General features: G+C 68.1%; 7 protein-coding genes. 2 read left to right on the top strand and 5 right to left on the bottom strand.

The annotated features are described in order from the left end of the window. The 5 genes from ASF52_RS12115 to ASF52_RS12095 all read right to left on the bottom strand — a co-directional run bounded on the left by ASF52_RS12115 (position 1) and on the right by ASF52_RS12095 (position 7,033). Complete coding sequence (locus ASF52_RS12115) at positions 1-933, bottom strand: alpha/beta hydrolase (protein WP_082515299.1); 933 nt, start codon at positions 931-933, stop codon at positions 1-3. 97 nt (positions 934-1,030) lie between these two features. Beyond that, complete coding sequence (locus ASF52_RS12110; RefSeq protein WP_056172094.1) at positions 1,031-3,223, bottom strand: TonB-dependent siderophore receptor; 2,193 nt, start codon at positions 3,221-3,223, stop codon at positions 1,031-1,033. Between the two features lie 533 nt (positions 3,224-3,756). Further along, positions 3,757-5,763, bottom strand: coding sequence for a GAF domain-containing protein (locus tag ASF52_RS12105; RefSeq protein ID WP_056172091.1), 2,007 nt, complete (start codon positions 5,761-5,763; stop codon positions 3,757-3,759). 32 nt (positions 5,764-5,795) lie between these two features. Beyond that, the gene (locus tag ASF52_RS12100) at positions 5,796-6,194 is read right to left on the bottom strand and encodes a hypothetical protein (protein ID WP_156630124.1); all 399 of its coding nucleotides are present in this window, start codon (positions 6,192-6,194) and stop codon (positions 5,796-5,798) included. 128 nt (positions 6,195-6,322) lie between these two features. Further along, positions 6,323-7,033, bottom strand: a complete 711-nt coding sequence (locus ASF52_RS12095) for a response regulator (protein WP_443136675.1) — start codon at positions 7,031-7,033, stop codon at positions 6,323-6,325. A 197-nt stretch (positions 7,034-7,230) separates the two neighbouring features. On the opposite strand from ASF52_RS12095, the gene ASF52_RS12090 reads away from it, so the two are divergent. Then, a complete protein-coding gene (locus tag ASF52_RS12090) occupies positions 7,231-8,100 on the top strand; it encodes a response regulator (protein ID WP_056172087.1) in 870 nt (289 codons plus the stop codon). A 116-nt stretch (positions 8,101-8,216) separates the two neighbouring features. Beyond that, positions 8,217-12,080, top strand: a complete 3,864-nt coding sequence (locus tag ASF52_RS12085; protein WP_056172085.1) for a CHASE domain-containing protein — start codon at positions 8,217-8,219, stop codon at positions 12,078-12,080. The last annotated feature ends 291 nt before the right edge of the window (positions 12,081-12,371 follow it).

Here is a 12,371-nt window from a genome sequence, read left to right as displayed (position 1 = left end):
TTATGCCAATTTTTTCATGAAAAATTCGATGGCGTCATTGAGAGCTTCGGGCAGGAGAGTCATGTGAGTTCGTCCAGCAATCAACCGGAACTCGCTTTCAACGCCTGGGATCCGGTTGAGCCGCTTCGCCATGGTGCGGGCCAGCTCGATCATCCTTGCCGCGGTCAGATGGCTCAGGCGCGCCTCGCGGTCCGGGGCATGGTCCTGGAAAGGCGCCAGCGTCTCCTCGTAGGCTCCCGCCGAGAGGAGCACGCGGGCACGGGAGGGCGGTTCGCGTTCGAGGCGTGGGAGACTTGCCAGCAGGATGCGATCCTCCCAATGGATGGACGGGCTCGCGGCGATCCAGTGCGAGAACGCATCGGGCCTGTGGGCGAGCGCGTAGAGAGTAAAAAGCCCACCGAAGGAATGGCCGAACAGAGCCTGACGCGCCGGGTTAACTCGGCACCGCAGCTCGATCGCGGGCCGGAGCTCCGTCACGATGAACTGGAGGAAGGCATCGGCACCACCGGTCCGGATCGCCGGCCCGCCGGGCTTATGGGGCGGGTATGACCGTCCGGGCGGCGGCGTGTAGTCCCAGGAGCGGCGCGGACCGTCATAGGCCTCCTCTCCGGGATATCCGATGCCCACGATGGCGAACCGTGAGCTGATCCCGGTGGCCTCCGGATACGGGGCCTGAACCCGCTCGATGTCGATGGCGGTGGCCGTCACCGCGTTGCCGTCCAGAAGGTAGAGGACGGGCCACCCGGCGGCCGGCGCCTCGCCGGGCGGGACGTAGAGCGTGATCCGCCACGGCGGATGATCTTCCCCGCCGCCGAGATCAAACCCCACTGCGCCGGCGAGTCGGGCCGGCTGGTCCGGACTGGCGGCCAGTGCGGACCGCCTGCCCGGCATCGGCCCGACGCCGGCCAGACCGGCCGCCAGGAGGCCTGCCATGGTGCGGCGAGAGACAAGAGCGCTCACAGGGAACGGCCTATGCAGGCCTTGTCCGTCTCCCGAGCGTTACCGGCCATGACCATGGGGTCGTCCTCGCTTACCACCGGTAGATCAGGCTGCCGATGACGGTTGCGGGTGCGCCCCGATAGCAGAAGCCCGCCTGGCAAGTGAAGTAGTCGCGGTCGAAGACGTTGTTGGCGTTCACCTGGGCGCGGAAGCCCTTGTATTTGGGATCGAGGGCGGCGAAGTCGTAGGCGACGAGGGCGTCGAACAGCGTCACGGTCGGGTTGCGAACCGTGTTCTCGTCGTTGGCAAAGCTGTTGGTATTGAAGCGGATGCCACCGCCAAGGGTCAGGCCGCGCAGAGCCGAGCCCGGCGGGAACAGGTAGCTGAGGAAGCTCGTGAAGGTGTCTCCCGGAATACCGGAGAGCGCGTTGCCGTCCAGGGACTGTCCTCCGAACGAGGTCTGGCTAAGGTACCGCAGATTGAGATGGGTGTAGGCGAGGGTCAGGTTGGTGCCGGGCGCGAAGTTGGCGATGGCCTCCATCTCGAAGCCGCGGGACTCGACGGCGCCCGTCGCCACCTGGAAGGCGATGTTGTTCGGGTCCGTGCGCAGCACACTGCTCTGAACGATGTCGAAGCCGGCGAACCCCGCCTGGATGTTCGTGCCCGGGATCAGGTATTTGACGCCGGCCTCGATCTGGTCGCCCGTCGCCGGCCGGAAGGCCCGCCCGGCGGCATCGACGCCCGGCTGTGGCGCGAAGGTGGTCGCGTAGCTCGCATAGGGAACCAGGCCAGGCGCCAGGAGATAGTTGAGACCGACGCGGCCGGTGAAGGCCTGGTCGTTCTGCTGGATGGCGGTGGCGCCGGCGGTGTTTGTGCTCTGCGACACCCAGTCGTAGCGTCCGGTCAGGGTGAGCACGAAGCGATCGAACTTGGCCTGCTCCTGCAGGTACAGCCCGACTTGATCCTGGCTCTGCGCGGTGCGTGAGCCCAGCGGCGGCACGAGAATCGGCTGCTGGCCATAGTTGCGCGTGATGATGTTGAGGTCGGGGGCGGCGCCGAAGCCGAAGCGGTAGTTAAAGTCGGAATGCGCGTAGTCGATGCCCGCCAGCAGCGTATGTTGGACCGGCCCGGTGGTGACATGCGCCTCGACTTGGTTGTCGAGGGTGATTTGGCTGAGGAACTGCCGCGAGTATCCGGTTGAACGGCTCGCGCTCAGTCCGTCGGGGCTAAGGGCGGCGATCGATGCGTAGCGATAGTCGTTGCTGATGTCGTAGAAGCGGAAGTTCTGCCGGAAGACGAGATCTGCGTCGAAACGGTGCTCGAACGCGTAGCCGACGCGACCCTGCTGTTGCCTGAAGGCGTTGAAGGCCGGATCGCCCGAATAGAGGCTTGTGGGGCGCAGGTTCTGATTGAAGAACGCTGTACTGCCCGGGAGTTTAGTTTCCTGGTACTCACTCAGGAACGTGAACGTGGTATCAGCTGACGGCTTCCAGGTGAAGGCCGGCGCGATGTAGCTCCGGTCGTCCGAGCCCCCGGGGATGAAGCTGTCGGATTGCCGCCGGATTCCGGTGACGCGGTACGCGAGCGTGCCGCCCGTGCCCTCGACCGGGCCGCCGATGTCGAAATTGCCCTGGTAGCGATCGAAGTTGCCGACCTGCAGCTGCACCTCGCCGAAGGGCGTGAAGACCGGTCGCTTCGTGGTGACGTCGAGGATGCCGCCGGGCGAGCCGAGCCCGTAGAGGCCGGAGGCCGGTCCGCGCAGGATCGTCGCCGCCTCGATGCCGTAGGGCTCGATGCGCGGCACCGTCAGGCCCGACGCGACTTGGCGCAGGCCGTCCCGGAAGATGCCGTCATAGGTCAGGCTGAAGCCGCGCACGAAGAACGAGTCGAAGCGTGGATCGAAGCCAAAGACGTTCGACGACACGCCGGCCACGTAGCCGATGGCCTCGTTCAGCGTCTGGACGTTGCGATCGTTGAGCGCCTCACGGGTGAGGATAGTGACCGATTGGGGCGTTTCGAGCAGCGGTGTGTTGGTTTTGGTCGCCGTGGGGCTGACGCGGGCGGTGTAGCCGGTGATCCCGGAGGGACCGCCCCCGCCGCCACTGGTCGCCGCCGTTCCACCATCGCCCCCGCTGAGATTGGCTCCGCTGCCGATCGCCGGCCCGGGGGCCGTACCCTCCACGGAGAGCTGGTCGAGCTGAACGCTTCGCTCCTGAGCCACTGCGCCTCCGGTCAGGGCAGTCGTGGCGAGGAGCAGAGCAAGGCGTGAGGAGCGATTGAGCATGACGCACACTGGTCGGCGCCTCAGGCGGCGCGGCACTGAATTCATGACCGCTTCAAGACAATACAGCAAGGCAAAAACGTGTTATAAAACACACACTTAGAGCACTTAAAATCTGAAGTCATTCCAATCTGATGCCTCGGAAAGACGTTGAACTGCCCACCACGGCGTCACACGCCGCAATTTTTCACGTTTGTTATGTGAACCTCCGTTTGATACTTCCTGTCACTTCAAAAATATTCATGACATTGGTTTGGGGTAGGCGGTAGACGCTTGGATCTACTCCATAAGGTCGCTTATGCGTTGGTGGGTTCGAGACTGCTCGATCCGCGAACAGCAGATATCGAGCAACGCAGGTATTAACCGAGAGGACGTTGGAACAGGATCTGTCGGGCCGCTCTACGGCCACATTGGGTGGCAAGCGATCTGGCTGCTTCCAGTTACGGTGGTGTCCATAAGCGGACATAAATGTTGACGTCAAAGCTCATTGGCCGAAATTCGACCTCATCGGCGAGGCAGAGAATGATAGTCAGCGATCAGCCTTCCGCCTCGAAGGCGGCAAGCGGGGCTTCGATAAGGAAGGTGAGTCCGGTCGGGTGGAACGACAGCTCGACTCTGCCGCCGACCTGCCCTGCGAGCCCGCGCTCGATCAGCCGGCTCCCGAACCCCTTGCGGGTCGGCGCGACCACCGGCGGGCCGCCATGCTCAACCCAGGTTAGGCGCACGCGCGGTTCGTCGCCTCCCTCGACGATCAGCCAGGCGACGGCCACACCCCCATTGAGCGTCGAGAACGCACCGTACTTGGCCGCGTTGGTCGCTAGTTCGTGGAGCATCAGCGACAGCGACAGGGCGACCTTACCCCCGATCCGCATCTCGGGGCCGGACAGGGTGGATCGGGTCGCGGCGTCCACGTGAACGTGCAGCGCATTCCTCACCACGTCGTGGATGGGGCTGCTGCCCAACTCACCCCCCAGCAGGAGGTCTTGGGCCTGCCCCAGCGCGGCGAGACGTCCCGCGAGGATGTTGCTCGCCGCGCGGACGTCGCCGGCGGACCGCATGGTCTGGGTGGCGATGGCCTGGACCATTGCGAGTAGGTTCTTGAAACGGTGGCTGACTTCGCGGGTGCGGAGCTGCTGCTGCTCGTCCGCCGAGATCCTGGCGAGGGAGGCACCGGCCTGTTCCGCGATGGCCTTCGCGAAGGTCGTCTCGCGGTCCGTCCAGGCGCGCGGCGCCGCCTCGTGCATGCAGAGGACCCCCACGAGGCGCCCGCTCCCCATCACCGGCACGTTCAGGATCGCCCCGATCCCCTGATCGGCGAGGTCGTCCGCTTGCGATGCCGTGCGGATGTCCTCCCGGACGTCCGCGATGGATACGGTCGATCCGCGCCGCAGGCCGTCGTCGTCGGTGCCGTGGTGCGCAGGGGAATGCCGGCCCGGATCGCCGCACGGTCCCTGGCGCGTCCAGTCCTGTTCGAAGGCAATGGTGCCGTCCGCCGGGTCGACCGCCCCGTAGGCGGCCTGCGAGAGGCCGAGCGTCCGGCCGGCGGTCTCGGCGATGCAGGCTGCGACCTCGGACGCTTTCGTCATCTCCCTGAGGCGTCCGCCGAGCGTGGCCAACGCAGACTGGCGCATCGCGTCTGCGTGCGTTTCAGTCTGATCGCGCGACACGACCAGCAGGCGTTCGGGCCTGTCGTCGAGCCCCATGATGGGGGTGACGCGGACATCCCAGAACTTCCGAACGCCTCCGTCCGTGGCCAACCAGCCCTCGAAGCGCCCCGCACCACCCGATTGGGCCGCAGCGACCGCCTCCTCGGCCATCGCCGCCTCGGGACCGTCCCAGAAACCGCTCCACGGCTTCCCCTCGACCGGCTCGAAACGGTCGATGTCCCTTGCGAGCAGTCCCGGATCGTTCATGAACGTCAGACGGCCTTCGAGGTCGAGCACCTTGATGCAGTCCGGCGTCGCGGCGAGGATGCCCTTGAGAAAGGCCGCGCCGGCGCGCAGGCCTTCCGCGGCCTCTTCCTGGGCGATCAGGGCCCGGCGGGCCTCGAACAGGGTCATGACCTGCCCGGCCAGGACGCGGAGGCTGTCGGCCTGGCGCGTGGTGAGCCCGTCCCCGCGAGGCGCATGGTCGATCACGCAGAGGGTGCCGAGGGCGTGCCCCGAAGCCGTCCTCAGGGGTGCGCCGGCATAGAAGCGCATGGCCGCGGCTCCTGTGACGGCGGGGTTCGACAGGGTGCGGTCATCCAGCGTCAGGTCCGGGATGACCAGCAGGGTCCGCTCGGGAAGGGCGTGCAGGCATATTGAATGGCTCAGCGGGGTCCCGGGATCGTCGAAGCCGATGCGCGCCTTGAACCATTGGCGGTCGGACGCGACCAGGGTGATCATCCCGACTGGCGCCCCGCAAAGGTCGGTTGCCAGCCGCACGATGGCATCGAACGCCTCCTCGTGCGGCGTGTCGAGGATACGGTACTCCGACAGTACCGAGAGCCGTTCGGCCTCGTCGGCGGAGACCCCGGGCGGGTCGCCGCCGCTCCGGGCCATCCCGTCCCCGTCCTCGCCGTCACTGCACAGGGTCATCCCCCGAAAGCCGGCGCGGCCCGACGCGGCGCCGCGTCGTTTGCGGGCCGTCCCTGATCGGGGTCGGACAGCCGCGCGACGATCGGCAAAGCCGACGCGAGCGCCATCCGCAGGGACGGCATGGCGTCCGCCGCCAAGGCAGCGCCGGGGGCTGCGCCATCGATGGCCTCGCAAGCCCGCCCCAGCCGCGCGAAGCCCATCAGGCCCGCCTCGGACTTCAAGCGATGGATGGAGGCCAGGCCGTCCGGACAGGCGAGAAACGCATCGCCGGCCCCGTGCAACTCGACCACCAGGGTGCCGAGGATGAGGATGAGCTCGCGGGCCCGGCCGGCACCAAGCAGGGCCGTGACATGGGCGAACGTCGCCGCATCGAGGTCGTCGGGCTCGGCTGCCATGGGTTTCTTCCTGGTCTCGCCGGTCGCGTCACCGGATCGGATCGTCGGGGGACGGCTGGCATCCATCAGCGCATGGGCCCCCGGGGCCGTCACCTCGTCCACATGGTCGGCCCGATAGGCCTGGCGGCCTATCGTCCGGCTGCGGCCGGCCGCTGCCGGACGAGGTTGGCGCCGCCCCATGCCGCCGCCGCCGAACGGTTCGGTACGCCGAGCACCCTGAGCAGGGTCGCCACGTGGATCTTCACCGTGCCCTCGCCGAGGGAGAGCGAACGGGCGATCTCCTTGTTGGACTGCCCAGCGACGATGAGGTCGAGGACCTGGCGTTGGCGTGGGGTGAGGTTGGCCGTCGCGTCAGGCCTCGCCGCTTCCATCCGCCACGAGGGCGGAGGGGCGGCGCCCTGACCCATCGCCTTACAGTCGCCGGTCTCGATCCGCGTGACGAAGGCGGGTACGTAGACGTAGCCGTCGAGCACCATGCGCAGGGCCTGGATCAGCGCCTCGACGGTCGGTCCCTTGGGGACGAAGCCGTGGACGCCCGCGCGCAGGGCCATGAACACGTCCTCGCGCCGCGTCGACCCGGAGACGACCACGGTCAGGACCTCGGGATGGCATTCCCGCACCGCCGATAGGCTCTCGGCCCCGGCCATCCCGGGCATCGCCAGGTCGAACAGGGCGAACCGGACCGTCGGCTTCTCGGCGAGCGCCTCAAGGGCCTCGTCGAGGGAGCCCGTCTCGTGGACCGACTCGAAGCCGAGCTGCGTCGTCAGGACGGCGGCCAGCGCCATCCGGAAGAAGGGGTCGTCGTCGGCTATGACGGCTTGGCCGAGGGAAGGCATCATTCCTCTCATCCTCGCCGCGCAAGGGGTCGTCCAACACGGGACATGGCGCCCGCCAACCTAGGCCATGAAGCCTATGCCTGCCTGGATATCAGCTCTAGCGGACTAATGGCCATGCTCCGAGGACCCCGTAGGTTGGCCTTACGCGTCGGATCCAAGGTTTTCTGGCGTGGCGTCGCGTATCGAGCCGGAGACCCCCCATGGCCCAGCCTGCAAGACCGCCGGTCGTCATCGTCGCGGAGGACGATCCGGTCGCCCGCGGAGTCGTCGTCGCCGAGGTCACCAGGGCGGGGTACATCGCCATGGCACATGGGAACGGCCTCTCAGCGCTCGAATACCTCGCCATGGGCGAACGTGCCGATGCGCTCGTCACGGACGTGCACATGCCGGGCTCCATCGACGGGCTGTTCCTAGCGGTCGAGGCACGGGCGCAGCGTCCCTACATCCCCGTCATCTACATGTCGGCGAGACCGGTCCGTGTGCAATCGATGGTGCCGGGCGCGCGCTTCCTGCCGAAGCCCTACCGGGTTGGGGAACTCGGAGACCTACTCCACGGCGTGATGAGCGCCGCGGCGGCCCGGCTGATGGCGGAGACATGGTCGCTGCGCAGCCGGACAGCGCGTCGGTTCCTCGTCGCCAACGACGGCTGGATGGGGCATGCGACGGGCTGGCGCGAAGTCACCGACGGCATGCTGGGTGAGCATCAAGGGACCGAGGTCTTCGTTCGGCGGGACGGTGGGTGTGCATGGCTGACGGTCGCCGGACCACGCGACGGCCTGAGCCACACCGAGTTCGAATACGGCATCCCGGTTGCACAGGCCGAGGTGCTGCTCGTCTCCGGCACGGCCTGCGTCCCGCGCTCCATGATCCGCCACGCCGTCCAGCATGCCGGCGCCACGTGGGAGGTGGACGTCTACCGAGGACGCCTTGCAGGCATCGTCATCGCGGGGGTGAGGATGCGCCACGGCACGACGGAACTCGACCTTCCTCCCTGGATCGGACGCGAGGTCACGGAAGACGCGCGCTTCGGTCGGAAGGGCCTGCAGTCCCTGTCTTGGCAACGGGCCTGAGGGGTCCCGCCATGTCGCTCGGAACGACCCGCCTGGATCGGGACCAGGACATGGTACGCACGAACACGGTATCCGGGGGCGTCCGGCGTAGACCGCGGGAACGGGGATTGCCGGCCATGACCGTGTCCGCAGGGCGGAAGACAGGCGAGGCGCGTGCGACGGATGACACCTCGTACGCCGGCCTTCGGGCTACAGCTCCGGCGCCAAGCGTCGCCGCCACGGTGCTGGTGGTCCTCGGCCTCCTCATGGCCCTCGCCACCGCGACCTTGCTACAGGCCCGCAATGCCAGGGTGACCGCGGAGCGTCTCGACGCCGCCACCGTCCGTGTGGCCTCGGCGGTCTCCGAACGCATGGCAAAGTACGAATATGCTCTCCGCGGCGCCCGGGGTGCAGTCGTGGCCGGCGGCGGGAGCGGGATCACGCGGGACCGCTTCCGGGACTACAGCCTGACCCGCGATCTCGACCTGGAATTTCCCGGGGCCCGGGGATTCGGTTTCATCCGGCGCGTCGGACCGGCGGAGGAGAGCTCGTTCGTCGCCAAGGCACGCCTGGACGGCGCACCCGAGTTCAAGCTGCGCCAGATCACGCCGCACATGGGCGAGCGCTACGTGATCCAGTACGTGGAGCCGGTCGAGCGCAACCGGGAAGCCGTCGGCCTCGACGTCGCCTCCGAGGACCATCGCCGCGGCGCCGCGCTCGCGGCGATGGAGACAGGTCGGGCGACACTGACGGCACCCATCACCCTGGTGCAGGCCAGCGGCATGCGCGAGCGGGGTTTCCTGCTCTACCTGCCCGTCTCCCGGGTCGACCTGCCGGGCGGGACGGCCGCCGAACGGCGCGCCCGCACCTTCGGTTGGGCCTACGCGCCGCTGGTCATCGACGAGGTCCTCACGGGTCTGGACCTCGATCCGACCGAACTCTCCGTGGCCATCTCCGACGCGGCACCCGACGCAACGGTGCGCTTCTTCGGAATGGACGAAGCCAAATCCGTCTCCGACCCCGCGTTGGTCCGACGCAAGTCCATCCCGGTGTTCGGGAGATCCTGGGACCTTGAGGTCAGCGCGCGTCCCCGGTTCGTATCGAGTCTGAATCTGGCCCCGCCCATCCTTTTCGGCAGCGCCGTACTGGCCGCGATGCTGATGCTGTCGGGCATCGCCTATCTCCGCCTGGCTGGGCGCCGCCGGGAGGTGCTGGCCGGGGTCGAGCGAAGCCGCCTCGCGGCCATCGTCGAGAACGCCGAGGACGCCATCGTCGGCAAGACACTGGACGGCATCGTGACGGACTGGAACCCGGCGGCGGAACGGCTCTTCGGCTTCGCGGCCGCCGAGGCCATCGGACGCCAAGCCGGCGACCTCGTAGTGCCGGCGCACCTGCAGGCAGAGGAGCGCGAGACCCTTGCACGGGTGCGCCTCGGCGAGCCCGTCCCGCCGCTGTCCACACTGCGGCTCCGCCGCGACGGTGGTGCGGTGCCGGTCCTCGTCACGGTCTCTCCGATCCGGTCCCAGCGCGGCGAGACGGTCGGGGTCGCCACGGTCATCCGGGACATCGGCGCCCAACTCGCCGCTGAGGAGGAGATCCATTCGCTGAATGCCTCGCTCGAACGCCAGGTCGCCGAGCGGACCGCGCAGCTCAGGGCCGCCTCGGCGTGGCAGGACGCGATCCTCCGGCATGCCGGCTACGCGGTCATCGCGACGGGTCTCGACGGCGTCATCAGCCTGTTCAACCCGGCGGCCGAGCGAATGCTCGGCTATGCCGCAAGCGAGGTCGTCGGTGCGTCGACGCCAGGCGTGTTCCACGACCCGCGGGAGGTCGCCGCCCGCGCGGCCCAACTGTCGAACGAACTCGGCGAGCGGATCGAGCCGGGCTTCGAGGTGTTCGTCGCCCGCGCCCGGAAAGGTCTGTCGGAGACCGCGGAGTGGACCTACGTCACCAAGGCCGGCAAGCGGCATCCGGTGCTCCTCAACGTCAGCCTGCTGAGGGCCGCCGACGGCCGGGACCTCGGCTACCTCGGCATCGCGATGGACCTGTCCGAGCGGCGCCGGCACGAAGCCGAGATGAAGGCCGCCAAGGCCGGCACCTGGAGCTACGACGTCGTGACCGGCCGGGTCCTCATGTCGGCGGAATGCGCGCGCCAGCACGGCCTGGCGGACGCCGAGACCGAGATCGACGTGGAGCGCGAGTGGCGCCCGCTGGCCCACCCGGCGGACGTCGGGCATGTCCTCGCCGACCTAGGCGCGGCGGTCGAGACCGGTGGCAGCTACACGACCGAGTTCCGCATCCCGCTGCCGGACGGCGGCCTGCGCTGGGTCTCCGCCATCGGCCGGGTCGAGGTCGACACCGACGGCAGGACGTCCAAGGTCCTTGGCCTCACCCTCGATGTCACGGCCCGGAAGCGGGCAGAGATCGCGCTGGGCGAGGCCAAGGCCCAGGCCGAAGCCGCGCGGGCGGAAGCGGAGCGGGCGAACGAGGCCAAGACGGACTTCCTGGCCTCGATGAGCCACGAGATCCGGACGCCCCTGAACGCGATCATCGGCTTCACCGACCTGATGCTGGCCTCGAACCGGCTCGATCCCGACCTGCATCGCCATGCCGACTTGGTGCGTTCTTCGGGGGCCGCGCTCCTCGCCGTCGTCAACGACATCCTCGATTTCTCAAAGGTCGAGGCCGGCGCGGTCGAGCTTTCGCCACGTCCCTTCGCGCTGCTCCCCCTCCTCGACGCCTGCACATCCATCGTGCGCGGGCAGGCGGAGGCGAAGGGCCTACGACTCGGAACGAACCTCTCTCGCGACCTTCCGGAATGGGTGATGGGCGACGAGGGCCGCCTCCGCCAAGTCCTGCTCAACCTGCTCAACAACGCGGTCAAGTTCACCAAGACAGGTTCGGTGACCCTCGACGTGAAGTCGGAGGGGGACGGCCTGACGGGCCGCCGGTTGCGCCTGCGCGTGACGGACACCGGCATCGGCATCACCGAGGAGAAGCGCGAGCGCCTGTTCCGACGCTTCAGCCAGGTCGACGGCTCGATTAGCCGGGACTACGGCGGCACGGGCCTCGGCCTCGCGATCAGCAAGAGCCTCGTTGGGTTGATGGGCGGCGAGATCGGCGTCGCCTCGGACGCGGGCCGTGGGTCGACCTTCTGGTTCCTCGTGGAGCTCCCGCTCGCCGAGGCGCCCGCCGGCCATGCCGTTAGCCCGGCGGCGACCGTCGTCCGGAGGAAGGGCCGCCTGCTCCTCGTGGACGACTCCCCCATCAACCTGGAGCTCGCCAAGGCCGTCCTCACAGGCGAGGGCCATGAGGTCGAGATCGCGGGCGACGGCGCGGCGGCGGTCGCGGCCGTTGCCGCCGGCGGCTTCGACTTGGTGCTGATGGACGTGCAGATGCCGGGCATGGACGGGATGTCGGCGACGCGTGCGATCCGGCATTCGAAGGTGCCGACGGCGACGGTCCCGATCATCGCGATGACGGCGAACGTCCTGCCCACGCAGGTCCGCGCATTCCGCGAGGCAGGCATGGACGACCACGTCGGGAAGCCCTTCCAACGCCGGGAGTTGTTCGACGTCATCGAGCGCTGGCTAGGCGCTGGCGCCTCTGCGGCGGTCGCACCGGTCGACCGGCGGGCATCGTCGGCGTTCGACCGCTCGATCTACGATCAGGCGGGGCGAGACCTGAAGCCCACTCGGCTGGGGGAGATCCTGGGGCTGCTCGTCGGCGAACTCGGGACAAGTTTCCATGGGGATGCCGCAGAGCCCGACGCCAGGTCGTGGCTGCGCCATCGCGCCCATTCCATGGCGTCGGCGACGGGAATGCTGGGGTTCATGGACCTGGCGCGTGCCTGCCACGCCCTTGAGAACTGCGACGAGGAGCAACTCCGGCGCGAGGGACCCGAGGCGTTCGCGTTCCTCTTGGAACGTGTCCGCCTGCTGTCGGACGACGCCATGGGCATGGCCGAGCAACTCGTGCGCGATCTCGGTGTGCCTGGGTGATCCCCGGACCCGTCACTGGCCCATTCCCCCGCAGGCAGATCGGAGCCCGCTGCCGGAACCGCGCGGCGTGCCGGAATACGGCCCGAAGGTCCTACACAGACAGCGGGCTTCAGAACAAGGTCCGCTTACAGGCAGGCGGTGAAACGCGATGAGTGGCCCGGTTGGGTCGGGACCCGTCTGTCCGCTCTACGAGCGGGATAGGTGGATTATTGGCGGTCTGCTTTCGGGCAGCAAATTCAATAAATCAGACGTTCGTTCGGGTTGCGACGCACGACGGATTCGCGCCCACAT

The organism is Methylobacterium sp. Leaf112, from assembly GCF_001423295.1.
In the GTDB taxonomy this organism is placed as follows: domain Bacteria; phylum Pseudomonadota; class Alphaproteobacteria; order Rhizobiales; family Beijerinckiaceae; genus Methylobacterium.
This window is presented reverse-complemented; position numbering and strand designations above follow the sequence as displayed.